Here is a 24,177-nt window from a genome sequence, read left to right on the forward strand (position 1 = left end):
CCTCCTATCCCTATAATCTAAAACCCTACTAATAAGTTAAATAATATATTGATAATTGGAAGAATTATTCTACCAATTAACCCCGTAAAAACTGCAAATAATAGAAAAAATGGCCCATAAGCTTCTAAATTACGAAAAACATAATCATACTTCTTTGGTGTTATCCCCCTTAAGATCTTTGAACCATCTAAAGGTGGCACTGGAATTGAATTAAAGACAGCCAATCCCAAATTAAGTAAGATTCCATTAATAAATAAAGACTCAATAATTATTTGATCAATAAACTGGTAAAATATTGGCCCTAAACTTCTTAATAAAAATGTAAATATTATTGCTAAAGTAATATTGGCTAATGGCCCAGCCAAGCCAACTAACATCATCCCTTTTCGTTTATCATCAAAGTAACGAGGATTAACCTGAACAGGTTTGGCCCAACCGAAACGTCTGGTCATAATTAAAACTAATGTTCCTATCAAGCTTAAATGAGCCATAGGATTTAAGGTTAATCTTCCTGTCATTTTAGGCGTCGGATCACCTAACAAATCAGCCATTTTACCGTGAGCATACTCATGCATAGATAAAGATAATAATAATACAGGCAACAATAATATAAGTTCAGCTGTCATATTCATTATTCCACCCCCTTTTTCTCAATATACTCTTCTAAAAGTTGAAGTTCTTCTTGATAGTCTTCAACTTGACCATCTAGTTTAGCTTTTTTTATCTTCTTTAAGGCCTTTTTAAAGCTAGGAGCAGGTCGATATCCTAAATCAATGATATCCTCTCCAGAAACTTCAATATCTATCCACTGTAACTTTTCTAAATATAGTTTAACCTTCTCTTTTAATTTAGACTCACGGGCCAACACCAATAAAATATCTTCTATAGTTAATTGACTTAAAAGAGTATAGATGACACTATTACTTTCTGCTACTAATAACTGCTCAACAACTTGCTCAACCTCTAAAGTAAATAACAACCTCTCTAGGCAATCACTACTTAAATTAAAATCAGTTGCTAAATTTTCAATCTCTTTCTTTTCTAACCCAGTTACTAATAAAGCAAAATATAACAACCACTTATCAAAATTAAAAGTAATGGATAATGAATTTGACCACTCCATAATCTTTGCTAGATTATTAGCTACTTCTTCTTTAGCTCGATTCCACTCTATATTATTCGATAAATAACCTAAAAGATCATACTTAACTAATAATTTAATAAAAGAAAGTGGATGAGTATCATTTAATCCTTTTTTAACTTCAGAAATCAAACGATTATTGCTCAACTTATCTACCACATTTAAATCTACTGCTTGTTTAATCAGCTTTTCAGTCTCCGCCTCAAATCGATACTGATACCGACTAGCAAACCTTAACCCTCTAAAGATCCTTGTTGGATCATCATGTAAACTAAAATTATGTAACAATCTGATAATTCCTTCTTCTAAATCAACCTTCCCATCAAAAAAATCAACCAACTGTCCAAAAGATTCTTGGTTTAATTGAATAGCTAAAGCATTAATGGTAAAATCCCGTCTAAAAAGATCTTGTTGAATAGAACCTAACTCTATTTCAGGCAGACTAGCAATATCAGAATAATACTCTACCCTCGTGGTAGCTATATCCAAATTCAAATTATTATCTAATGATATTGTAGCTGTTCCAAAATCATGATGTACATTAAGAGCACCATTTAACTTTTGGGCCAACTTTCTAGCAAACTTAATCCCATCACCTTCTACCACTAAATCCAAATCTAAGCTTCTTTTTTCTAATAAAAGGTCTCTAACAAATCCTCCAACTAAATAAAGATCAACATCTAAAAGATCAGCCAATTGAGCAGCCGACTTCAACAGCTCCATGATTCTTTCTTCAACTAAGCCTAATTTCTGATCAATATTATAACGCTTCTCCTGTACTTCAACCAGACTTCTTCCATATAAATTCTGACGATTTTTGATATAATCATCTGTTCCATAGAGCAATTTCAACAAATCACTTCTTGTAATAATCCCTACTAACTTCCCCTGTTGATCAGTAACAGGTAGTCTTCCAATATCATGCTGAACAATCAAATCTTGAACCTCTTTTAAAGAAGTTTCAGCTTCAATAGTCACTACATCAGTTGACATATAACCTTTGACAGGTGCATGTAATAAATCATGATTTCTTACTTTATCTATATCACGCCTTGAAATAATCCCAACAAGCTCTTTATCTTCCTCAACAACCAAACCTGAATGGCCATAACGTAACATTAATTCATCTGCTTCTTCCATAGAGGTATCAGGAGCTACACTCTTAACAGGACTGGACATAATATCTTTGGCCAACGCATCAGGAGTAATATTCTCTCGAACCACCTGTAATAATTCCTGTTGTAACTCAATTAATTCCTGTGCTTTATTTCGCTCAATAGTTGCTGCAGCAGCTCGAGCATGCCCCCCACCCCCAAAATAATTTAAGATTTGAGCTACATTAATACTATCATGATTACTCCGTCCAATAATCAACACCTTATTTCCTGACTTAACCAACACAAAAAGAGCATCCAAATTATGTAATTCATCTAACTTATGGGCCAACAAAGCAATATCAGGTATATATTCTTCAACTTCAGCTTGAAAAAAGCTGATCTTAAAACCTTTACTAGTAACTTTATAACCTGCATCTAATAATTTATTAAATAGTTGTTGTTGCTGTCGATTTAAGGAATAATCAATATACTTTTCAACAATTCCCAAATTAGCTCCTAGCTCTAATAAATAAGAGACTATCTTAGCATCTCGAGCAGTCGTACTACTAAAGATCAAACAACCTGTATCTTCATAAATTCCTAGTGCAAATAAAGTAGCCTCAAATGAAGTCACTTCAACCTTCATTTCATTTAATTGTTCCACCAAAATTGTCGTAGTAGCTCCCACTGGTTCAATTGTTTCTGTTGCATCTTGTAAACAATTCTGTCGATTCATATGATGATCATAAACTATAACCTCTACTTCATCTTGTTCTACTAAATCAGAAAAGCTTCCTAATCGAAAAGCTACTCTAGTATCTACTATAATAACCTTCTCCACCTGAGATTGATCTATCTCACTAGGATACTTGATTGGAATTCTATTCTTATATAATGACATAAATTCTTTAACATTATTAGTTAATCCTCCTGCAAAAACCATCTCAGCTTGCGGATATATTTTTTGAGCAGCTACCATTGCTGCTAAACCATCAAAATCAGTTCGCTGATGACTAATTATAATCTCCACTATACCCACCCCTCAATTCAAGCTAATTGTTATTATACCACAGGTAAAGCTTAATTTACAATTAATAATCAAAAATAAGGACGTACAACTAAGTTATACGCCCTTAAAAATTATTTCTCTAATCTAGCCGGTATCTTATGATTAGCTATTAAATCTTGATAACTTTCTGGTTCAATAATCAAATCAACCTGCTCTTCACTGACCAAGACCATCCCTGGTTTAGTTAAGCCATTATAATTATTACTCATTGAATAACCATAAGCCCCTGTACAAGAAATCAACAATAAATCATCCTCTTCTACTTCAGGCAATTCAATCTCTCTAATTAAAATATCTCCTGATTCACAACACTTTCCTACAATTGTAACTTCTTGGTTTGCACTCTCAGTAGCTTTCGTAACCAAGCACGCCTCATACTCCGCCTCATATAAAGCAGGCCTGATATTATCAGACATCCCTCCATCTACTGCTACATATGTTCTAATATCAGGTATTTCTTTAATTGAACCCACTTGGTATAAAGTAGAACCAGCAGTTCCTACAATTGAACGACCTGGTTCATTAATCACCTTAGGTAGAGGAATTTCTAACTCATCACACTTTTGCTTAATTGCTTTAGTAACAAGCTCAGCATATTTATCAATATCAGGTTTTTCTTCCTCTTCAGTATAAGGAATCCCTATTCCGCCTCCTAAATTTAACTGTTCTAAGACAATACCAGTCTCATCTTTAACATCTTCCATAAATTCTAACATAATATCGACTGCTTTAGCAAAAGACTCTAATTTAAATATCTGCGAACCAATATGGCAATGAATTCCCACTACATTTAAATTAGATAATTCTTTAGCCTGCTTAATTCCAGCCAAAGCCAATCCATTCTGAATCCCTAAACCAAATTTAGAATCTGTCTGTCCAGTCTGAATGTAACTATGAGTATGGGCTTCAATTCCTGGAGTAACCCTTAACAGAATATCAACCTGTTTATCACTTTCAATAGCTAACTTATTTAATAACTCAAGCTCATAATTATTATCTACAATAAAGTAACCAATTCCAGCCTCTAAAGCCATCTCAATCTCAGCAGGAGTTTTGTTATTACCATGAAAATAAATCTTTTCTACAGGAAATTGAGCTTCTAAAGCTGTATATAACTCTCCTCCAGAGACAACATCTAAACCTAATCCCTCTTGTTCAATAATTCTTACCATACTTAAAGACATAAATGCTTTGCCAGCATAAATCGTTTCAGAATTTGGATACCACTTCTCAAAAGCTTGCCGATAAGCTCGACAATTCTTTCTAATTTCAGCCTCATCTAAAATATATAAAGGTGTCCCATACTCTTTAGCAATATCAACCAAGCTATGCCCTGCAACCTCTAACTCACCTTGCTCATTAATTTTCATTGTACCTTGTAATTTCATTAACTTACTCCTTTCTTCTTGCTTTATTACATTATATTAATTCAATCAAAAAAAGGTTATGAGACAATCTCATAACCTTAATTAATACTTCAACGGTCTATAAGATAGCTCTCCACTTAGCCAAGTGACAAGGTTATAACTATTAATTATAACCTCAACCCTAAACAAATTAAAATTTCGGCAGTCATTCCTTTCAACCTTAACAGTTTAAAAGCTAAAACATACTCTTAAACACTACACCTCTATCTTTCTCTTGTTAAGTTTAAGTCAAGTTTAAGTTAAGTTTAAGTTAGGATAACATAATCACTTGTCTTTGTCAAATCTAGCTGATTTTATTGTTTTAAAGTTCAACAGAATTATCAAAGTTGCTCTTCTTTAATCTATCACCTTGAGCAAAATAATTCGTCCCCCACACTCCAATTAAGATCATCAGTCCTCCTACAGCTTGAAACCAATAAAAAGACTCACCTCTAAAAACTACTCCAGCAATTACTGCTACAATAGGAGTAAGATTAGTAAATACTGCGGAACGAGATGCTTCAATTTTAGATAGCATAAAATTCAACATAAAAAAGGCTACTACTGAAGATAAAGCTCCTAGATAAACAATAGCTACTATCACCTCAATCTCTATTAAAGGAAGAAAGTAAGTAGTTAACTCACCAGCTAATAAATGTTGAATAATTGCTACTCCATTAAATACTACAGCACCAATCACCATCATAATATAAGTTATCTCTACTGGACTAAACTGTAAAGAAGACTTTCTAGATAAAATATTATAAATTCCCCCTGCTAATACTGCTCCTAATAATAAAAATATACCTGTCAATCTAGTTTCCATCTCTCCACTACCAGCCATCAAAATAATAAAGACAACTCCTATCACTGACATAATAATAAAAACCAACTGTTGTCTGCTAGGTTTTTCTTTCAAAAATATAGCCGATAAGATAGTTACTACAACAGGTATTAAAGCAATCATCATTCCGGCTTGAGAAGAAGAGGTTAATTTCACCCCTAAAGTCTCAAATAAAAAATATATTACAGGTTGAAATAAGGCTAATAAAAATAAACTATGTAGATCTTTATTAGCAAAATTTATTTCGATTATATTCATTAACTTCAAAGTAGTTAGTAACATAACAGCACAAATAAATCTAAATCCTAATAATTGAAACGGACTCATTAAATCTAAAGCATCTTTAGTAAACATAAAAGAAAAACCAAAAATAACTGCTGCAACTATTCCAGCTAACATTGCTAAATATTCCTCTTTTTTTATCATCTAGTCTCACCCCTAATTAAATATGTACATATTTAATTAAAACATATTTGAGGCTAATTAACAATAGCAAAATAAAATAAATAAGAAGTAGCTTCTAAGCTACTTCTTATTTATACCTTAATTAATATTAAGTTTAAGGCTAAGTCTAAGTTTAAGTAAGAACTAAAAGTCCTTATGTTTTTTATGGTTGACTCAGACTTAACCTCAACCTTAAACTTAAGCTATTTTGTAATTAAATATCAGTTTCAGAACACTTTATACCGCTTCCCACTTAGGACATTTAGAACCCCAACGAGCAATTACTTCATCATCTTGATAAATATTGATCACTTCACAATAATTAGAACACCCTTCACACTCAAAACTAGATGCATAATAATTAAAGTCTGTCGTATCAAACCCTTTGAAATCCGTTCTTCCTTTTTCATTAACTGCTTCTTGGGCCAACACTGCTGAACCTATCGCTCCCATTACATCATAATACTCAGGAACTATTACTTCTAATCCTAACTCTTTTTCAAACGCCTCTTTAATTCCATCATTAGCTGCTACTCCACCTTGAAAGATAACGGGCCCTAAAATTTCCTTACCCTGTCCAACATTATTTAAATAATTTTTAACTAATGCTTGAGAAAGTCCTGCTATAATATCTTCTACATTATGTCCTAACTGCTGTTTATGTATCATGTCAGATTCGGCAAAGACTGAACAACGACCTGCTATCCTGACTGGAGCATTAGCTTGTAGGGCCAACCCACCAAACTCTTCAATTGGAATATTTAAACGGCTTGCCTGTTGATCTAGAAAAGATCCCGTTCCAGCAGCACAAACAGTATTCATACCAAAGTCCACTACTACTCCATCTCTTAAGACTATTATTTTAGAATCTTGACCACCAATCTCCAATACCGTTTGTACTCCAGGTACAACTGTTGAAGCAGCTACTGCATGAGCTGTAATCTCATTCTTTACAGTATCAGCACCAATAATCACCCCAGCTAGTTGTCGAGCACTTCCTGTTGTCCCTACCCCTGAAATTTCATAATCAACTCTATCTTTAATCTCCATTAAACCCTTTTTTATTGCATTAATTGGTTGGCCTTGAGTTCTTAAATAAAGCTTTTCTAATATCTCCTGATCTTGATTGATTATAGCAATATTAGTACTAACAGATCCTACATCAACCCCCATATAAGCTTTCATATTACTACCTCCTTCCTTCTTTTTCGTTTCAACAGATCTATAAATGCTTCTAATCGAGTAACATATCCCGCTTCCCCAGTATGTTCATCCATTGTTAAAGATAAAACCGGTAGATTTAAATCTCTACTGACTGTCGGCAAAATACTCTCTGCTATAATCTCTGGCATGCAAGTAAAAGGAAAGAGTTGTATTACACCATCATAACCTTTTTGAGAATATAAGACTGTCTCTCCTACAGATTCTAACCCATGACCACCTACAAAGTGATTAAGATAGGGTTGAGCTGCTTCTTTTACTTTTTTCCCTTTTTGATCTTGCCTTAAAAAACTCGGAAAGATATGTCCTTCTATCCAATCAGTTAAATAGATTGATTTATCAACCAAAACACCCATCTCTCCTAACTTTTTTTCAATCTGCAAATTAGTAAATGGTTCTAATACCACATAAATCTCTCCTACTAACCCTACTTTTAATGGTTCAAAATTCTTATTTCGATCTAAATTATTAAATTCTTCTTCAATTAAACTTAATTTAGTTTCAACATCTTTAATTGTCTCTGCTTGCTCAATTAATTCCAACCCTTCTTCATAAACTTCACTTGCTTGAGAACGCTTAAGTAAATAAGGTCTAGTCTGATTAGCAAGGCGGTTGATTTTATCAACTGCTTTAGCTTTGGCCCACCCTTTTTGCCAAGCACTTCTAATCTTAGTTATTGCTATATTGCCAACTAATAACTTTATAGTTCTAAATAATTCCTTCCAATCTCCTTGTAAAGGTTCTAAAATAATCATCTCAAAATCATAACCTAAACCTTCTAAAATTTCTTCTTGTACTTCCCCATAATATCCAAAACGACACGGGCCAACTCCACCACCCATTAGAATCGTATCTGCCCCTTGCTCTAAAGCTTCTATATAATTGCCTACATTCATTTTCAAAGGTAAGCAAGCAAATTCTGGAGAATGTTTAACTCCTAGATCCAGTGTCCTTTTGGTAATTGGAGGTGGTACAACAACTTCTAACCCCAACTCTTCAAGCATACTCTTAACTGGAATTGACATTGTTCCCATATGGGGAAAAGTTACTTTCATAGAATTTACACTCCCTTCATCTTTCTACCCAATAGCTTCACAATAATTTTCGCTTTAAACACCTTCCCATTGAATCATATCTACAAATGCTTCTAATCTAGTAACTAAACCTGCTTCTCCCGTATGTTCATCCAAGTTAAGGGTCATAAATGCTTGACCATCTCTTTTCTTAGCTTCTCGTTCTATCATTTCACCAACCAATGAGTCGGGTCCACATCCAAAAGCAGTTAGTTGAATAATTCCATCAATCTCTTGATTAGAAAAGAAATAATGAGCTGCTCCCATCATCTTTTTACCCAATGTCCAAAACATATCCTTAGATAAATTTGATAAACCTACTCTCATAGCTTGAGGAGTCAACATCTCTGGAGTAACAACCTCGACTCCCATCTCCTTTAACTTATCAACCAGATTCATACTTATATGAGAATCATAAATGATATACTCATGACCTAAGATAGCAATCTTATATTGAGCATCATTATTTTTAGCTTCCCTTAATCTTTGGCGATGTTTCTTTAATGCTCTCCATCCTTTCCAACAGGCCTTGCTGACTTGCCAATAACCTTTATCTAAAACTTCTCCAACCTCTAAAACCGATTTTACTAGATTACTTTTTTTAGTTTTCAAGTCAATAGTCGTATCAATAATAGGTGGTAGATCATTAATACTATATCTAACCATATCTGGCAACCCCATAAACTTAGGACAGATATACTCCTTATTTTCTATACTGACCACCCGAGGGATAAATAAGTAATCAACTTGATTTTGTAATTGCTTAACATGTCCCAAAAATAACTTAACAGGTAAACAGGCCTCATCGGGGGCCAATTTGACCCCAGCATCAATTATTTCTTTAGTTGATTGACCTGATTCTACCACTTCACAATCTAATTCATTAAAAAAAGTCTTCCAAGCAGGAGAATATCTATGATAAAACAAAGCTTGTGGTATTCCTACTTTTTTACTCATCGAATCTCTCCTTTATCATATTATTCAAAATCTTTTGCTCCCGGTACTTTTCTCCTTCTATCCTTTAAAGATAAGACTGATTGTCTAAAGAGATAAGTCTTTAAAGCACTCCAATCAAATGGAATTAGTGGCCATAAGTAAGGAGTTCCAAATGATTTACTGAGAGCAAACAACAAGAAGCTTAAAATCAGTCCTGCAATTAATCCAGGTAATCTTAAAAAGACAACCAAAAGAATCAATCCAAAACGCATCAATGATAGAGTTAAAGATAACTCATATCCTGGCAAAGCAAAATTACTAATCGCACCAATTGCTAAATAAAGAATTGTTTCTGGATCAAATAATCCCGTTTCTACAGAAAATTCACCTAAGATCAAAGCAGCAATCAAACTGAGTGAAGTAGCTAAAGCAGTCGGCGTTTGAATTGAAGCAATTCTGATCAAATCAATCCCCACAGTTGCTATCACAAACTGCCAACCTAAAGGCACTGTGCCTGGATCTTTAGGGCCAATAAATTCTAATGCCTCTGGAACCCAAGCTGGCCCATAAGCTATTAACAACCATAAAGGAGGCAAAATCAATCCAATAAATACTGCTATTAGTCTTAACAGATTAAAATAAGTACCCGGAACAGGTGATTGACGATATTCCTCTAAATTCTGTGTATGATCAAAGAATGTTGCTGGTAAAATCAATACAGTCGGTGAATTATCAACCACTACACAGACCTTACCCTCCATGATATGGGCTGATGCTATATCAGGACGATTGGTATACCTTACTTTAGGTAATGGACTTAACGTATCTTTAGTCAAATAATCTTCAATCGTTCTATCAGCTAACGGCAATCCATCTACATCAATTTCATCAATCCGTTCCTTTATTTCTTCTACCAAATCTAAATCAGCATAATCTTTCATATAGACAACTGCAATATCACTATTAGCTTTCTTTCCTGCTTGTAAAGCTTCTACTCGTAAATCCACATCACGAATTCGTCTTCTAATTAATTGAATATTAAACATCATCGTCTCTACAAAACCATCTTCAGAACCACGAGTTGCCTTTTCTAGCTCAGGCTCTTCTGGCCCTCTAGCTTCCCAGGTTCGAGCATCAATTACAATTGCCTTATCTTCCCCATCAATTAAAAGCACTTGTGGTCCAGATAAAGCCTCTAAGGTCACGTCATCTACCGTCTCTACCACATCAGCTTCTGCCACTGGCAATCTAGTTTCTATTATTTTTTTAACTGCATCAACACTTAAATCTTCCTGTTCAGCATACATTAAATAAGCTAAAATTTGGTTTACTACTTCATCTTTATTAAACCCCTGAACAAAGGCCAAAGCAGCATCTTTATTCCCAATCTTAAATTCTCTAATAGTAAAATCAAAGGTTTTATCTCCATCAAACCTATCTTCAATCACCTTTATATTTTTCTCTAACCTCTTATTTAAGTCCATCCTCTCTTCCACTCCTCTTGAGTATCTCCTTAATTGCCTTAGTAGTTATTGGGGCTCCTAGATGATAATCATCTTTGCCTTCCATCTTTCCTAAATCCCCTATGCCAACAACCAGCATATCTTCAAATTCATTGATTACATCAACAGTATCTCCCTCTAGTATGGTATGATCTGCCTCTTCTTCCTTCCCTGTTTTATCTACAGGCAATTCTACAAGTTCACCTTCTTTAGTAATTGAACAGGTCGGTCGAACACCTTCTACTTCTTTAGCATTAGAAGCTACAGCTACTACTCCTAATACATCAATATTGTCAGATTCAGCTACTACTTTCATCGCTGTTTCTCCTTGCCCACAATTTAAATCCCCTTGATCATCAAACATAACTACAGCTAATTCTCCTGAACAGTTGTTGATCTCTTGCACTAATTCAGCTCCCGAGCAAGGTGTTGGATTCCCAGCTGATTTTGTAATAACTTCCAAACCTAAGCTTTTACTAGCTTCCTCAACGGCCTTACGAGCTGTCTTATCCCCATCAGTAATCATTATAACCTCTTTTGCTTCCATTATCCTTCTCCCTTATTATTTTTATTTTAAAGCAATAATATACATTTATTCTTTAGGTCTAAAGATAGCAGCAGTTAAGAAACCAATGATTATTGAAGCAGTAATCCCAATACTCCCTTGCTCTAAAACTCCAGCAAACAACCCTAAAAAACCATCCCGTTCTACTTCCATTAATACTCCACTGGTCAAAATATGTCCAAAGTTCATTACAGGTACAGTAACCCCTGCTCCAGCTATACTTATTAAGGGCTCATAAAGACCTAATCCAGATAAAATTGCCCCAATAACAACAACACCAACCAACAAATGAGCTGGAGTATAGTTAGTAAAATCTAAAAACAGTTGCCCTAAAGCACAGATTAAACCTCCAACTAAAAAGGCCATGATATACATAGTCATTTCTATCCCTCATTCCCAGATAAGTTTTCCACTTTATTGGCTAACTTACTTCTAATACTCGGTCTTCCTATCCCTGGTGTCAACTGTCCTGTCGTTTCTAATACTACTGCATGAGCAATACAAGGAATCGTCTCCCCTTGCAAAGAAGTTAAAGGACTCAGTAATGCTCCAGTTCCTAAAACTAAAACTTTATTGAAATTTCCATACATTATCTGTGGTAACAAATAAGAAGCCGTCACTACAGCAGAGCAACCACAGCCACTTCCTCCCGCCCCTGCTTTTTGATTTGAATTATAAATCATCACTCCACAATCATCATAAATATCTTCAATTGAACAGCCCTTTTCTGCTAATAGCTCTAAAACTAAACTCTTCCCAACTTCACCTAAGTCACCAGTTACAATCAAATCATAATAACTTGGATCACGCCCTGTATCTTCTAAGTGCTGAATAATAGTATCTGCTGCAGCTGGAGCCATAGCTGAGCCCATATCTTGAGGATCATTGACCCCTAAGTCAATAACTTTTCCTAAAGTTGCAGATGGAATCTGGACTCCTCCCTGTTGATTACTTAAAATCATAGCTCCCGTTCCAGTTACTGTCCATTGCTTATAGGGTGGGTACTTATCACCATATTCATTAGGGGTTCTAAACTGCCTTTCAGTTGCTTGATAGTGGCTAGAAGTAAAGGAAATAACTTGGTTAGCTGCTCCACCACTGATCATCATTGCTCCCATAGCTAATGACTGAACCATTGTAGAACAAGCCCCAAACAACCCTAAATAGGAGACTGGAAATTTACGAGCAACAAAGTTAGAAGCTACCGTCTGATTTAATAAATCACCTGCTAACAAACAATCTATTTGATCTTTAGAAAGCTGTACTTTTTCTAAAACCAGATTCAATACATCCTCTGACATCTTCATCTGGGCTTGTTCCCAAGTCTTTTGCTTATTGTATCCATCACTGATTGCTTCATCAAAGTATTCTCCTAAGGGCCCACTTTCCTCTTTAGTCCCTACAATAGAAGCTGAAGAAATGACTTGAGGAGGATTGATAAATTTTACTGTCTGTTGACCTAATTGCTTCATTTTTTCACTCCTCTAACCTATTAATAATTTAATAACCCCAATTAAAAATGCTGATAAGATTCCATAGGTTAATACTGGTCCAGCAATTGAATAAATCTGTTTCCCTAACCCTAAAATATATCCTTCCTGCCTATACTCCATAGCTGGGGCTACAATTGCATTAGCAAATCCCGTAATGGGAATAATCGTTCCTCCTCCAGCAAATTGAGCTAGTTCATCATAAACACCAAATCCAGTTAAAACAGCACCAACTACAATTAAAATTAATCCAGTATAAGAACTTGCTTCAGTTAAACTCAGACCTGTGCCTAATAATAACTCAATTATGATTTGACCTAGCAGACAGATTAAGCCTCCAACTAGATAAGCACTGAAGAAATTTTTAACTTTAGAATCAGTAGGTTGATGTTTTTTAACCAATTCATTATATTCTTCCTGTGTTTTATCGATTTGACTCATAACAATCCTCCTAGTTTTACTCTTTTTAGGTGATCAAGGTGGCCATAAAGTAGGAAATAACCAATAAATTAATGAACCAATTGCCTTGCCTAAAATTATGAGAGCTAATAACTCGCCCAAATAGCTTTGCAAGCCCAACCTCCTACTTAAAATAGGTAATACTTTTAAAACCTCTGTTAATGCTCCTGCTAATAATCCAATAAAAATTCCAAATATAAACCCCATAATAATAACTAAAATACTATTAATAATCTCAAAGAAAGGTAATTGCCACTCATAAAATTGAAAATTAGTAGCAAGTAATGGGCCAACTATTACTAACATCTGATAAAACTTAATATATTCTTTTGAATCACTGACTTGAATCAAACGGGGTATAACATCTAAGACTAATAAAAAAGCAACCAAAGCTGTCCCTACCACAACTCCTCCTGCAAACCCGGTCAGAATTAAGATAAAAGCCCTCACTCAGTCACCACCTAACATTTAATTATTATTCCCCCCTTTTTTTGCTTCTTTTGTCTTTTGATTCAAAGAAAATTGATTGACCTTATTTTCATAAAGATACATCTCCATCTCTAAAGGGCTAGGATCGTCATCCAATTTATACTTATAAATATAATTAAAAAAGACTATCATCCCACATGCTATACCAATTGAATAAGGAATCTGTAACAAAAGAGGATTCTCTTCAAACCTTCCCATAACCAATTGATATAACTGCTGGTGAACAGCTACCATATTGACATCAGCATGAAAATTCATAATAGCCATTCCTGAACCTAAAAATAAAACTACACTGACTGCAGCAATATAAAAGATTGAAGGCTTGTCCTGACTTCTCTTATCTTTAGCATCTGTCTTAATATCGACAATTACATCTGCTTCCCCTAAGTGTTCAATCGTTGCTTCAGGGAATTGGCCCTTAATAACTCGAATAATTTCCAAAGCTGTAATAATCATTGATTGACCTGCTTCTTTAGTAACCTCTTTAACACCTAATCTTTCTAAATCCTCTTGTTTGTCTTCAGCAGTAATCACCTCTGCTAAATCTCTAACCAATAACCTTTGATTAGGCTTTGCCTTGACTACTCTTTTGACCCTTAAAAATATCTCAAACTTTCCAGTCATTGAGCTCACTTCTTACCTCTAGATTAAATTGTTCTACATTAACCCTTTTAGCTCTAGGTGAAACATCATCATCTACAAAAAAGTTACTCCAAAAATATAAAGTAGCCAAGATTAAAATAACACTAAATATTATTATTAATAATATTTTATTTAAATTAAGATCAATCATAACTAAATTCACCTCTCTTAATAAGTCTCGTTTCTACAACTTATTATACACAATTTAATAAAAATTAATGCAAAAAGGACAGGTGTTCAACACCTGTCCTTTTTTTTCAATTTATTCTTCATTAAAGTCAGTATTTTCTTTTCTAGTCTAGAAACATGAGCTTGAGAAATTTCTAATTCTCTAGCAACTTGACTTTGAGTCTGATTAGCAAAGTATCTTAACTTGATTAACTTTTTCGCCCTCTGATCAACCTTTTCTAATATCTGCTTTAAAAATAATTTATTCAAGCTAGCTTCATACTCATCATTAGAATCTGCTAATCGGTCGATTAACTCTAATTTACTCCCTCCTCCATCTTCATTATAAACTTTAGTATATAATGAAGTAGGTTCTTGAACTGCTTCTAAAGCTCTAATTATCTCTTCTGAATCTAAATCAAGTCGCTGACTTAACTCTTTAATTGTAGGTTCACGTTTTAATTCCCTCTTCATTTCTTCTTTAATCTGCTTAATCTTGCTGGCTCTCTGTTTTAAAGTACGACTTATCTTAACTCGGTCATTATCCCTTAAAAAAACCTTTATTTCTCCAATAATTACTGGTACAGCATAAGTAGAAAAATTAACACCCTTATTCAAATCAAACCGTTTAATAGCTTTCATTAATCCTATAATTCCTATTTGAAAGATATCTTCTAACGAATAAGTAGCATTTTTAAAACGATGAGCAATCTTTAAGACCAATCTTAAATTATGCTTAACTAATTTATCGGTTGCCTCTTGCTCCCCTTGCTGACTCCTACCTAATAATCTTTTCGTCTCTTCTTGAGACAAAAGTTTCTGCTCTTTAAGGTTAATATTTGCTAATCCTTCCATCTTCTCTACTCCTAGTTAACCTGTTTTTTTTCCTGAATAGGTACTTTAACCATTTTTAGTTCAGTTCCTTCCCCTAACTTCGATTTTATTTCAAACTTGTCCATAAATGACTCAATAAATGCTAATCCTAAGCCCATTCTATCAGTTGTTGTATAAGAAGATTCACAAACTTGCTCTACATCTTCAATCCCTTGACCATCATCTCTGATAATTATTTCTAATTGTTCTTCATAAATCATCATTTTCATCTTTATTTTACCTATTTTTTCTTGATAAGCATGAACTATAGCATTAGATACTGCTTCAGAAATTGCCACTTTAATCTCTTCAATTTCTGCAAGTGTAAAATTTAATTGGGAAGCAAAGGATGCTGCTGTTACTCTAGCTAGTCCTACATTACTAGATCGACTATCAATAATTAACTCAACTTGATTTTCCATGATTGTTCCCCCTCTAAATTTTGTCCAACAACTCCTGTTGCGAATGATAAATATCAATGATCTTTAAAAGTCCAGAAACCTCAAAAATTCTTTCTACCTGTGAAGTAATATTAACAACTCCTACTTTACCCCCTTGTTGATTAAGCTTTTTATAAATACTTAAAATTGCACCTAAACCTGAGCTATCAATAAACTCAATTCCATCTAAATCTAGAATTAAATTGCAAATTTCAGTAGTTAATTGCTCGCTTACCTTTTTTTTAAAATAATCTGCTGTATGAAGATCAAACTCCCCTTCCAATTCAACAAATAAATTATTATCTGATTCTCTACAATTTACCTTCATTTTACCTCCCCCCTTTAGATAATATTTAGCCATAAACCATTTTTTTCCTGCTAGTTATCTATTTTTACTCGTAAAAAAACAAAGTGGCCTACCGGCCACTACCTAACTTTAAGAATAATTAATTAAACTACTGATGAATTTCTTGAAAATCGAAATTATTAGTTCAAATAAATTAGCTTCCTCCACTTTTTCAGCAGCTACCAAATCAACCTGACCAATCTCTTCTCCATCTTTTAAAACTATAACCTCCCCTACTTTATCGCCAGAGTCAATAGGAGCAGTAATCTCTTGGTCAAGCCAAATCTGTTTTTTAACTTCACCTTCTTCACCTTTGATTACTGAAACTGTTAAATCCTCTGCCACAATAGCAGTTACTTGATCATCCTTACCTTTAAAGACATCAATTTGATCTATCTCTAAATCTTTTTCTACAATCTCAATTGCTTGATGGATATTAAAGGCATAAGATAAAAGCTCTCGTGATTCTCGAAATCTGACCTTTGAATTAGGAGCATCCAACACTACAGAAATAAATCTCATTCCTCTTTGACTGGCTGTAGCTGATAATCCAAAGCCTGCTTCTGCTGTATATCCTGTCTTAAGTCCATCAGCTCCCTCATAAAATCGTACTAGATCATTTGTATTACGCAAAAAAGACTCTCCATCCCGTAAATGATCAATCCAAGTCGATGTATATTCCAAAATTTCTGGATACTTCAATAATTCTCTAGACATTAAAGCAACATCATAAGCCGTTGTATAGTTTCCTTCTTCTCCCTCCTCAGTAATAGGTAAGCCATTTGTATTCTTAAAGTAAGTGTTTTCCATTCCCAACTCTTCGGCTTTTTGATTCATTGCCCTTACAAACTCTTCTTCTGTTCCATACAAGTATTCTGCTACAGCAACACATGCATCATTAGCAGAAACAATAGCTATCGCCTTCAACATTTCCTTTAAAGTCATCTCTTCTCCTGGCTCTAACCAAATCTGTGAACCTCCCATTTGTGCTGCATGTTCACTTGTTGGAACTTTATCTGTTAATTGAGCTCTTCCTTCCTCTAAAGCTTCCATTGTCAATAACATAGTCATAATCTTAGTAATACTTGCTGGGGGCTTTTGTTGATGGGGATTTTTTTCATAAAGTACTCTACCTGATTCAGCATCCATTAAAATTGCAGATTCTGATTCAAGATCAAAATCAGGCACTTCAACAGCTAAACCAGGTTGAGTTATAAGAAAAATTATTAGACAAAGAAATAACCAACTGATTATAGAACGTCTCCACAAAGTCATAATCTCCTCCCCTTACATTCTTAATAATATTTATTAACTTCTTCCACTAAGTATGATTGTAAAAAAAAGGGAGGGGTTAAAAAATCAGTGTACAGTGAACAGTTGACGGGGGACAGATAGAAACCTTAAGCCATTAAAATTAATTGACATCTTACATTATATTGATATAAAGCTTCACTTTATATCAATAGTTTATAGTTGATAATTGATAGTGGATAGTTAAAACCATAAAACATAAAGAGCAGATTCTCGCTTTCTTATAAAGGATTTAAAAAGATTGGATTTTGAATTTCAACTATCAATTTTAAACTATCAATTATCAATTGAAGTTACACAATATTGTAAAAATTTTAAAATTAAAGCTTTCTAACAAGGAAATTAAATTTTGATGTTGAAATTTACTAATAGGTAAGATTTTCAATTAAAGGAGGAATGGTAAATGAAAAAAATATATATTGATCCGATATTCGAAGCTACTCATAAAATTTTACGAGAAATGATTGGTACAGAAGCTGAAAAGGGAGAGTTAACGACTCGGGAAAATGGGTTTGTCGGGCAAGATGTCAATATTTCAATCGGGGTTACTGGTAATTTATCAGGATTTATCTACCTTAGTATGGAAAAAGATACCGCTTTAAGTGTGGCTAGCAAAATGTGTGGTATGGAAGTTGATAAGTTAGATGATTTTGTCAACTCTGCATTAGGAGAATTAGCAAATATCATTACAGGTAATTCAGCAACAAAACTCTCTAACATAGGTTATCAATGTGATATTACTCCACCCTCAGTTGTAGTTGGAAAAGATATACACTTTTCGACTGAGCAAAAAGAAGTGTTGGCCCTTCCTTTAGAAACAGGTATCGGAGAGTTCGAAATTAATCTATCACTACAAGAGGATTAAAACAACCAAAAGAGATGTAAGGTTGTATTGCAATACAACCTTACATCTCTTTCTAATCACTATCCAGCAGTTACTAATTACCAATGACTAATCAATAATTTCATGAATTAATCGATTCTGTTCAGGCTTTTTTGATCCAATCTGATAAGCAGCTAATAATTTTTCCTTAGCTTCTACTAATCTCTGCTCATCATTATAGTGCAGGACAGCTAAAGTATCACCTTTCTTAATCTCAGCTCCTACCTTACTAGTAAGTTCTACTCCTACTGCTAAATCTATCTCTGATTCCTTAGTCTCTCTACCTGCTCCTAATAATAGTGCAGCAACTCCTACTCTTTCTGCTGCAATTTTTTCTACATAACCAGAACTTTCTGCTTTAACTTCTACAGTATTTTCAGCCTGTGGTAATAAATCAAGGTTATTTACTACAGATCCGTTACCGCCTTGATTATCAATCATCTCTTTTAATTTCTCTAAAGCTGAACCATCATTAATGGCTTCCTCTAACATTGTACGAGCTTCTTCTTTATCATCTACAACTCCTGCTAACAACAACATTTGTACCCCTAAGGTTAATGATAGTTCTGTTAAATCTGTTGGCCCTTCTCCTTTAAGTGTTTTAATTGCCTCTGCTACTTCTAAAGCATTTCCAACTGCTAAACCTAGCGGCTGATCCATATCAGAAACAACTGCAACTGTATCCCTTCCTACCTCTTTTCCTATATTAACCATTGTCTTTGCTAAGTCTACAGACTCTTCATAAGTCTTCATAAATGCTCCATCGCCAACCTTAACATCCAATACAATACCATCTGCTCCAGAAGCTATCTTTTTACTCATAATACTACTAGCAATTAGAGGAATTGAATCGACTGTTGCTGTTACATCACGTAAAGCATATAATTTTTTATCTGCTGGGGCCAAATTACCAGTCTGACCAGCTATAGCAACTCCCTGTTGGTTAACACTCGCTATAAACTTATCCCGACTCAACCCAGTCTCAAAACCAGAGATAGCTTCTAACTTATCAATCGTTCCTCCAGTATGCCCTAAACCTCGTCCAGACATTTTAGCCACTGGAGCACCACAAGCAGCTACTAGCGGGGCCAACACCAAAGTAGTCGTATCACCTACTCCTCCTGTACTATGCTTGTCTACTTTAACCCCTTCAATTGGGCTCAAATCAATCATATCACCTGATTGAGCCATAACCTCTGTTAACTTGGCTGTCTCTTGACTATCCATCCCTTGTAGAAAAACTGCCATTGCCCAAGCTGACATTTGATAATCAGGAATTTCTCCAGCAGTATAACCTTTGATTAAAAACTCAATCTCCTCTGAAGTCAACTTGTCTCCATCCCGTTTTCTTTTAATTACATCATAAGCACGCATTAAAATCACCCTCCTTCTTAAAATCAGTGTATAGTTAATAATGAATAATTAATAGTTAAACCCTTTAAAACTTAAAAAAACAAAATCAGTTAAAGAATTTCTTCTTTAAAGCTAACACCATTGTCAGTCTTTTCTACCTCAAAGATATCAGAAATAGTCGCTGCAATATCACTAAAAGTCTCTCTAGTTCCTAGATCGATCCCAGCTTTTACCTGCTTACCATAAACTAACAATGGAACATACTCTCTAGTATGATCACTTCCCTTATGAGTTGGATCACAACCATGGTCAGCAGTTAAAATCAATAAATCATCTTCATTCAAAGCAGAAATTAACTCAGGTAACCTTTGATCAAATTCCTGTAATGCCTGAGCATAACCAGCAGCATCCCTACGATGACCATATTTTTGATCAAAATCAACCAAATTAGTAAAGATTATTCCTTCTTGATCTAGCTCTTTTAAATAATCTAAAGTTTTATCAACTCCATCCATATTATTATCTGTATGGACAGCTTGAGTAATTCCTTGATCGGCAAAAATATTGTCAATCTTTCCTACGCCTACCACCTCTTTATCAGCTTCCTTAAGGTAATCTAATACTGTCTTAGCTGGCGGTTGTAGAGAAAAATCTTTCCGACGAGAAGTTCTAGTAAAATCGCCTAACTCTCCAATAAAAGGTCTAGCAATAACTCTTGCTACTGCATGATCTCCTGTTAAAATCTCCCGTGCTTTCTGACACATATCATACAGTTCTTCAATTGGAATTATATCTTCATGTGCAGCAATCTGGAACACACTATCAGCCGATGTATAGACGATTGGCTTAGCAGTTTCTAGATGCTTCTCACCTAATTCTTCAATAATTACAGTTCCTGATGCAGGTTTATTTCCTAAACTGCCTTTACCGATTGCTTGATGAAATTCCTCCATCACTTCTTCAGGAAAACCATCTGGATAAGTTGGAAAAGGATCAGATGATAACAGACCAGCCAGTTCCCAATGTCCAGTCGTTGTATCTTTTCCATTTGATGCCTCAGCCATCTTGCCAAAAGCAGCTTGAGGTGCTTCTTCTGGATCTACACCTTCAATTTCTACAATGTTTCCTAAGCCAAACTGTTGTAAATTAGGTAAATTAACTCCTCCAACTTCCTGAGCTAAATTAGGTAACGTAGCCACACCTTGATCTCCAAACTTTTCAGCATCTGGTAAAGCTCCTACTCCTACACTATCTAGTACAATTAAAGCTATTCTCTTAATTTCATTCATTTTTTATGTTTAACAGGAAACTGTATAATAAGTTATAATCCCTGTTAAACTCTCACCTCCTTGTTTATTATACATTTTTGAGTGTCTAATAAGTTGATTTAAAAATTACTTTTCTGCTTTCTTTTTAAGCCTTTTCAATCTTCCTTCAAAACCACTTTTAGTAGTATCACGCATACTATATTTAATAGCTTTTTCACATATCTTAATAGCTTTTTTATATTTATTTTGCTTCTCATATATTATAACTAATCTTTGAAATGAAGGAATTCTTGTATCATTTTTCTTAAAAAATTTTTCATCTTTAAGCTCTTCTTCATATAAAGCAATATCCTTTTTACAAATATCAATACACTTGTCTAAATAATCATTTTTATCTCTTAATTTATAATAAAGCTTGATTAAGTGATTATATGTAAAATGAAGATCAATAGAGTTATCATTATTTCTATTTATAGATTCTAATAAAAGCTTTTCTGCTAAATCATACTTTTTATCTGATATAGCCCAGCCTGCTTTATCATTAAGAAAACCACTAGTTGATTTAGAAGTAGTTACATTTGATTTAGGATCATCTAAATCATCCCAAAAATCTATCAAATCTAACGATTCTATAACTCCACCATACTTTTTACTATTAAATAGTTTCTTTAAAAACTTCATACTATAACCTCCTTTATAACTATTTATAAAACTTAGAATTATAATTATTATGAGAAATCCCAATCTCCTTAATTATGATTGTAACTTACTTTTTTAACTCAAAACTGTTTTCTTTTCTCTTGTTATTTAATTCTAATTGTTGAAAAAATAAATCCCAAGCTTCCATAAAACAAATATACATTACCACTTGATCAATTTTAACCATATTATATAAGTACATACAACCTAAAGCAAAATACCAAATTGATTTAACCAAAGATGAATAACCTTTTTTCCATATGTATTCTAGCCATCTTATTAAAAAATAGAAACTAAATGAATATGGAATTATTCTAAAACCTAACTGAGTAATTTTTTCACCTAACTCTTCCATATTATCACCTAATTCTTTCATTAATCATTAATTTAATATTTCAAACTAAAGTTTTATTTATAAAAATTTAAACTAATATGTTAGATAACTAATCATTTCTAAACTCCAACTGCTCTTTCAACCTCTTAATTTCTTCTCTTAATCTTTCATTCTCATCTTTCAATTCTTCCATTTCAACTAACTGTTCAATTAGCTTTTCTTGTTCCTCTTTCAAGTCCTTAATTTCAGCATATAACTGCTTAATCTTATGATTCTTTTTCTCTAATTCATCTTTAGGTACTCTATCCTCTGGAACACCCTTAGAAGTCTCCCTCAGAGCCATTATCCTATCTTTTAAGCAATCGTTATTATATAGAGTTGCCTTAGACACTCCTGCCTCCTCTGCAACTGTTACAAAGTTAATGTCTTTGGTCTTAGACCTTTTTAATCTATCAATAGTATCGTTAACCTTCTTGATAGTCCTTTGATTTCTCTTTTTAGCGTGTTCTCTTAATCCCTCTACATTCTTTTTAGACTTATTCATTGATCTTGACCTCCAATCTCTCATAAGTTCCTTTATCAAGCTCTTTCTCTAGCTCTCGAAGGTCTGATAACTCCATTTCTTCTTCTAAATCCTCTACAAGTGGTTTCAAATGCTTATGTTTAATCTTTCTTCTTTGGTAATCCCTTTTTCTACCTAAGTCTTTAAACCTTTCCATTTCCCTCTCTAATAGATCCAATTCCTTTTTCAAAACAGGATAAAAAGTTATTTCTGTAATATAATTAGGGCAATTATAGACAAAACAACCATCACCATCAGTACAATTACCTCGTCTAAAATCATACAAACATACACCAGCAGGTAAGGGATTAAAGCTCATTGATTTAGATAAACCCTCAATTATCTCGTCAATTTCTTCTTCTGTTTTACCTTGAAATTCTTGAGCTAAAGTATTTTCAATTTCTTTTGCTCTTTTACCTGCTAATTTTGAGTTAGGATCTAATATCATTTCCCCATAAATATCCTTAACTTCTTTCTGTTCTAAAGTTAAATAGTGCGAAGTCATTTCAAGTGATAAATGATCAAAATGCTTTTTAATATGACCAATAGGAATTTTCTTTTTTACAAGTTCTCTTACATAAGTTGCTCTAAATTGGTGAGTATGAAGGGGATATAAATTACCTTCTTTATCTCTAATGTCATGTCTTTTGATAAAGGTCTTAATACGATTTTCGTTAAATTTAGTAACTTTTAAAGGTCTAATCTTATTTACCCATTTATATAAAAACAACTCTTTAAGTCCACTTTCTTCTCTTAAATCTCTAGTATATTCTTCTAATTCTTTTACTGTATCTTTAACCAAACCATTGACGAATACTTTATGAGTTATAGGTTCTTTTTCAGTTTTACTTAAAGTTAATTCCATATAATCATTACCATCATCAGTAGTCTTAATGCAACCTTCCTTAATGGATAAAACTTCTGAAATCCTTAAACCTGTTTGACTTTGAATAATTATACCTGCTTTAGTCAATACATTCTTTTCTTCATTAACTGCACAATTAACTATCTTATTAAAAATATCTTTTGGTATTGGCTTAGTTTTTCTACTTTTCCTGTTTTTCTGTGGTTTCCATATTTCACAAGCATTAATATTCTTAAAATTATCTTTAGGCACATTCCACCCTTTAGTCTGTCCTGTTTTGATAATATCTTGGACTACTAGAGTACATTGATAACCATGACTTCTTGAAATATCGTCTTGTTTTAATTTCTCCACATAATCTAAAAGTATTTTTTGATTAACTTGTGAGAATGAAGATATATTATTTTCCTCGCAATAATTAATGAAGAATGGCAAATGACCATTTATTTTACCCTTAACTGTTCTAGGCTTTACTTTACCTAATTTATAATAAGCGTACTGCTTAACAGTTAATTTCATATCTTCACTTTGAATATAAGAAAAATTTAGTTTCTTTTGGCTTTTTTTCAAGGTTTTATTTTGAACAAAAGGGATTAGATCCCATATGTCATCATTAAAATTGGAGTTGCCAATGGTTATATTACTAAAATCTACATCATCAGTTATAGGTTTTAATTGGCTTAAATTAGTAACCATA

General features: G+C 33.6%; 26 protein-coding genes and 1 riboswitch. Of the genes, 1 reads left to right on the forward strand and 25 read right to left on the reverse strand.

The window, feature by feature from the left end:
• Nucleotides 1–17 precede the first annotated feature (17 nt).
• The 19 genes from MWH28_RS04225 to MWH28_RS04315 all read right to left on the reverse strand — a co-directional run bounded on the left by MWH28_RS04225 (nt 18) and on the right by MWH28_RS04315 (nt 17,480).
• Nucleotides 18–632, reverse strand: coding sequence for a site-2 protease family protein (locus tag MWH28_RS04225; protein WP_248618041.1), 615 nt, complete (start codon nt 630–632; stop codon nt 18–20).
• The gene (locus tag MWH28_RS12965; RefSeq protein ID WP_248618042.1) at nt 632–3,268 is read right to left on the reverse strand and encodes a CBS domain-containing protein; all 2,637 of its coding nucleotides are present in this window, start codon (nt 3,266–3,268) and stop codon (nt 632–634) included. Before MWH28_RS12965 ends, MWH28_RS04225 begins: the two co-directional genes overlap by 1 nt.
• A gap of 110 nt (nt 3,269–3,378) precedes the next feature.
• Nucleotides 3,379–4,695, reverse strand: a complete 1,317-nt coding sequence (gene lysA / locus MWH28_RS04235) for a diaminopimelate decarboxylase (RefSeq protein WP_248618043.1) — start codon at nt 4,693–4,695, stop codon at nt 3,379–3,381.
• A 97-nt stretch (nt 4,696–4,792) separates the two neighbouring features.
• Nucleotides 4,793–4,948: riboswitch (Lysine riboswitch) on the reverse strand.
• An 87-nt stretch (nt 4,949–5,035) separates the two neighbouring features.
• The gene (locus MWH28_RS04240) at nt 5,036–5,983 is read right to left on the reverse strand and encodes a DMT family transporter (protein ID WP_248618044.1); all 948 of its coding nucleotides are present in this window, start codon (nt 5,981–5,983) and stop codon (nt 5,036–5,038) included.
• Between the two features lie 255 nt (nt 5,984–6,238).
• Nucleotides 6,239–7,186 carry an acyl-CoA dehydratase activase gene (locus MWH28_RS04245; protein ID WP_248618045.1) on the reverse strand — a complete coding sequence of 316 codons (948 nt, stop codon included), beginning with the start codon at nt 7,184–7,186 and terminating at the stop codon, nt 6,239–6,241.
• Entirely contained in the window at nt 7,183–8,277 is a 1,095-nt protein-coding gene (locus MWH28_RS04250) for an acyl-CoA dehydratase activase-related protein (protein WP_248618046.1), read from the reverse strand. Before MWH28_RS04250 ends, MWH28_RS04245 begins: the two co-directional genes overlap by 4 nt.
• A gap of 54 nt (nt 8,278–8,331) precedes the next feature.
• Nucleotides 8,332–9,252, reverse strand: coding sequence for an acyl-CoA dehydratase activase-related protein (locus MWH28_RS04255; RefSeq protein ID WP_248618047.1), 921 nt, complete (start codon nt 9,250–9,252; stop codon nt 8,332–8,334).
• Between the two features lie 20 nt (nt 9,253–9,272).
• Nucleotides 9,273–10,715 carry a spore germination protein gene (locus tag MWH28_RS04260; protein WP_248618048.1) on the reverse strand — a complete coding sequence of 481 codons (1,443 nt, stop codon included), beginning with the start codon at nt 10,713–10,715 and terminating at the stop codon, nt 9,273–9,275.
• A complete protein-coding gene (locus MWH28_RS04265; protein ID WP_248618049.1) occupies nt 10,702–11,280 on the reverse strand; it encodes a stage V sporulation protein AE in 579 nt (192 codons plus the stop codon). Before MWH28_RS04265 ends, MWH28_RS04260 begins: the two co-directional genes overlap by 14 nt.
• A 45-nt stretch (nt 11,281–11,325) precedes the next feature.
• Nucleotides 11,326–11,679, reverse strand: a complete 354-nt coding sequence (spoVAE, locus tag MWH28_RS04270) for a stage V sporulation protein AE (RefSeq protein WP_248618050.1) — start codon at nt 11,677–11,679, stop codon at nt 11,326–11,328.
• 2 nt (nt 11,680–11,681) lie between these two features.
• The gene (gene spoVAD / locus MWH28_RS04275; protein ID WP_248618051.1) at nt 11,682–12,770 is read right to left on the reverse strand and encodes a stage V sporulation protein AD; all 1,089 of its coding nucleotides are present in this window, start codon (nt 12,768–12,770) and stop codon (nt 11,682–11,684) included.
• A 12-nt stretch (nt 12,771–12,782) separates the two neighbouring features.
• Nucleotides 12,783–13,229 carry a stage V sporulation protein AC gene (gene spoVAC, locus MWH28_RS04280; protein WP_248618052.1) on the reverse strand — a complete coding sequence of 149 codons (447 nt, stop codon included), beginning with the start codon at nt 13,227–13,229 and terminating at the stop codon, nt 12,783–12,785.
• A 33-nt stretch (nt 13,230–13,262) separates the two neighbouring features.
• Nucleotides 13,263–13,697, reverse strand: a complete 435-nt coding sequence (locus MWH28_RS04285; RefSeq protein ID WP_248618053.1) for a stage V sporulation protein AB — start codon at nt 13,695–13,697, stop codon at nt 13,263–13,265.
• An 18-nt stretch (nt 13,698–13,715) separates the two neighbouring features.
• Nucleotides 13,716–14,360 carry a stage V sporulation protein AA gene (locus MWH28_RS04290; RefSeq protein ID WP_248618054.1) on the reverse strand — a complete coding sequence of 215 codons (645 nt, stop codon included), beginning with the start codon at nt 14,358–14,360 and terminating at the stop codon, nt 13,716–13,718.
• Nucleotides 14,344–14,529: a hypothetical protein gene (locus tag MWH28_RS04295; protein ID WP_248618055.1), complete on the reverse strand. Its 186-nt coding sequence runs from the start codon at nt 14,527–14,529 to the stop codon at nt 14,344–14,346. Before MWH28_RS04295 ends, MWH28_RS04290 begins: the two co-directional genes overlap by 17 nt.
• Before the next feature lie 86 nt (nt 14,530–14,615).
• Nucleotides 14,616–15,401, reverse strand: coding sequence for a SigB/SigF/SigG family RNA polymerase sigma factor (locus MWH28_RS04300; RefSeq protein ID WP_248618056.1), 786 nt, complete (start codon nt 15,399–15,401; stop codon nt 14,616–14,618).
• A gap of 11 nt (nt 15,402–15,412) precedes the next feature.
• Nucleotides 15,413–15,841: an anti-sigma F factor gene (spoIIAB, locus tag MWH28_RS04305; RefSeq protein WP_248618057.1), complete on the reverse strand. Its 429-nt coding sequence runs from the start codon at nt 15,839–15,841 to the stop codon at nt 15,413–15,415.
• Nucleotides 15,842–15,854: 13 nt separating this feature from the next.
• A complete protein-coding gene (locus tag MWH28_RS04310) occupies nt 15,855–16,187 on the reverse strand; it encodes an STAS domain-containing protein (RefSeq protein WP_248618058.1) in 333 nt (110 codons plus the stop codon).
• Nucleotides 16,188–16,295: 108 nt separating this feature from the next.
• Nucleotides 16,296–17,480 carry a D-alanyl-D-alanine carboxypeptidase family protein gene (locus MWH28_RS04315; RefSeq protein ID WP_248618059.1) on the reverse strand — a complete coding sequence of 395 codons (1,185 nt, stop codon included), beginning with the start codon at nt 17,478–17,480 and terminating at the stop codon, nt 16,296–16,298.
• A gap of 439 nt (nt 17,481–17,919) precedes the next feature.
• On the opposite strand from MWH28_RS04315, the gene MWH28_RS04320 reads away from it, so the two are divergent.
• Nucleotides 17,920–18,381 (forward strand): chemotaxis protein CheX, encoded by a 462-nt coding sequence (locus MWH28_RS04320; RefSeq protein WP_248618060.1) that lies wholly within the window; start codon nt 17,920–17,922, stop codon nt 18,379–18,381.
• Between the two features lie 87 nt (nt 18,382–18,468).
• On the opposite strand, the gene MWH28_RS04325 is transcribed toward MWH28_RS04320, so the two are convergent.
• The 6 genes from MWH28_RS04325 to MWH28_RS04350 form a co-directional block, all read right to left on the reverse strand.
• On the reverse strand, nt 18,469–19,773 hold the full coding sequence (locus MWH28_RS04325; RefSeq protein ID WP_248618061.1) for a pyrimidine-nucleoside phosphorylase: 1,305 nt from the start codon (nt 19,771–19,773) through the stop codon (nt 18,469–18,471).
• Between the two features lie 89 nt (nt 19,774–19,862).
• Nucleotides 19,863–21,041: a phosphopentomutase gene (locus tag MWH28_RS04330; protein ID WP_248618062.1), complete on the reverse strand. Its 1,179-nt coding sequence runs from the start codon at nt 21,039–21,041 to the stop codon at nt 19,863–19,865.
• 105 nt (nt 21,042–21,146) lie between these two features.
• A complete protein-coding gene (locus MWH28_RS04335) occupies nt 21,147–21,701 on the reverse strand; it encodes a tetratricopeptide repeat protein (RefSeq protein WP_248618063.1) in 555 nt (184 codons plus the stop codon).
• 85 nt (nt 21,702–21,786) lie between these two features.
• Nucleotides 21,787–22,095, reverse strand: a complete 309-nt coding sequence (locus MWH28_RS04340; protein WP_248618064.1) for a hypothetical protein — start codon at nt 22,093–22,095, stop codon at nt 21,787–21,789.
• 67 nt (nt 22,096–22,162) lie between these two features.
• The gene (locus tag MWH28_RS04345; RefSeq protein ID WP_248618065.1) at nt 22,163–22,597 is read right to left on the reverse strand and encodes a DUF6262 family protein; all 435 of its coding nucleotides are present in this window, start codon (nt 22,595–22,597) and stop codon (nt 22,163–22,165) included.
• Nucleotides 22,590–24,176, reverse strand: a complete 1,587-nt coding sequence (locus MWH28_RS04350; RefSeq protein WP_248618066.1) for a tyrosine-type recombinase/integrase — start codon at nt 24,174–24,176, stop codon at nt 22,590–22,592. Before MWH28_RS04350 ends, MWH28_RS04345 begins: the two co-directional genes overlap by 8 nt.
• Nucleotide 24,177 lies beyond the last annotated feature (1 nt).

Source organism: Natroniella sulfidigena, from assembly GCF_023223645.1.
Lineage (GTDB): Bacteria > Bacillota > Halanaerobiia > Halobacteroidales > Halobacteroidaceae > Natroniella > Natroniella sulfidigena.

Coding starts and splice junctions, on each gene's coding strand:
- MWH28_RS04225 (WP_248618041.1), bottom strand. CDS start 632: ATGAATATGACAGCTGAACTTATATTATTGTTGCCTGTATTATTATTA.
- lysA (WP_248618043.1), bottom strand. CDS start 4,695: ATGAAATTACAAGGTACAATGAAAATTAATGAGCAAGGTGAGTTAGAG.
- MWH28_RS04240 (WP_248618044.1), bottom strand. CDS start 5,983: ATGATAAAAAAAGAGGAATATTTAGCAATGTTAGCTGGAATAGTTGCA.
- MWH28_RS04245 (WP_248618045.1), bottom strand. CDS start 7,186: ATGAAAGCTTATATGGGGGTTGATGTAGGATCTGTTAGTACTAATATT.
- MWH28_RS04250 (WP_248618046.1), bottom strand. CDS start 8,277: ATGAAAGTAACTTTTCCCCATATGGGAACAATGTCAATTCCAGTTAAG.
- MWH28_RS04255 (WP_248618047.1), bottom strand. CDS start 9,252: ATGAGTAAAAAAGTAGGAATACCACAAGCTTTGTTTTATCATAGATAT.
- MWH28_RS04260 (WP_248618048.1), bottom strand. CDS start 10,715: ATGGACTTAAATAAGAGGTTAGAGAAAAATATAAAGGTGATTGAAGAT.
- MWH28_RS04265 (WP_248618049.1), bottom strand. CDS start 11,280: ATGGAAGCAAAAGAGGTTATAATGATTACTGATGGGGATAAGACAGCT.
- spoVAE (WP_248618050.1), bottom strand. CDS start 11,679: ATGACTATGTATATCATGGCCTTTTTAGTTGGAGGTTTAATCTGTGCT.
- spoVAD (WP_248618051.1), bottom strand. CDS start 12,770: ATGAAGCAATTAGGTCAACAGACAGTAAAATTTATCAATCCTCCTCAA.
- spoVAC (WP_248618052.1), bottom strand. CDS start 13,229: ATGAGTCAAATCGATAAAACACAGGAAGAATATAATGAATTGGTTAAA.
- MWH28_RS04290 (WP_248618054.1), bottom strand. CDS start 14,360: ATGACTGGAAAGTTTGAGATATTTTTAAGGGTCAAAAGAGTAGTCAAG.
- MWH28_RS04295 (WP_248618055.1), bottom strand. CDS start 14,529: ATGATTGATCTTAATTTAAATAAAATATTATTAATAATAATATTTAGT.
- MWH28_RS04300 (WP_248618056.1), bottom strand. CDS start 15,401: ATGGAAGGATTAGCAAATATTAACCTTAAAGAGCAGAAACTTTTGTCT.
- spoIIAB (WP_248618057.1), bottom strand. CDS start 15,841: ATGGAAAATCAAGTTGAGTTAATTATTGATAGTCGATCTAGTAATGTA.
- MWH28_RS04310 (WP_248618058.1), bottom strand. CDS start 16,187: ATGAAGGTAAATTGTAGAGAATCAGATAATAATTTATTTGTTGAATTG.
- MWH28_RS04315 (WP_248618059.1), bottom strand. CDS start 17,480: ATGACTTTGTGGAGACGTTCTATAATCAGTTGGTTATTTCTTTGTCTA.
- MWH28_RS04320 (WP_248618060.1), top strand. CDS start 17,920: ATGAAAAAAATATATATTGATCCGATATTCGAAGCTACTCATAAAATT.
- MWH28_RS04325 (WP_248618061.1), bottom strand. CDS start 19,773: ATGCGTGCTTATGATGTAATTAAAAGAAAACGGGATGGAGACAAGTTG.
- MWH28_RS04330 (WP_248618062.1), bottom strand. CDS start 21,041: ATGAATGAAATTAAGAGAATAGCTTTAATTGTACTAGATAGTGTAGGA.
- MWH28_RS04335 (WP_248618063.1), bottom strand. CDS start 21,701: ATGAAGTTTTTAAAGAAACTATTTAATAGTAAAAAGTATGGTGGAGTT.
- MWH28_RS04340 (WP_248618064.1), bottom strand. CDS start 22,095: ATGAAAGAATTAGGTGATAATATGGAAGAGTTAGGTGAAAAAATTACT.
- MWH28_RS04345 (WP_248618065.1), bottom strand. CDS start 22,597: ATGAATAAGTCTAAAAAGAATGTAGAGGGATTAAGAGAACACGCTAAA.
- MWH28_RS04350 (WP_248618066.1), bottom strand. CDS start 24,176: ATGGTTACTAATTTAAGCCAATTAAAACCTATAACTGATGATGTAGAT.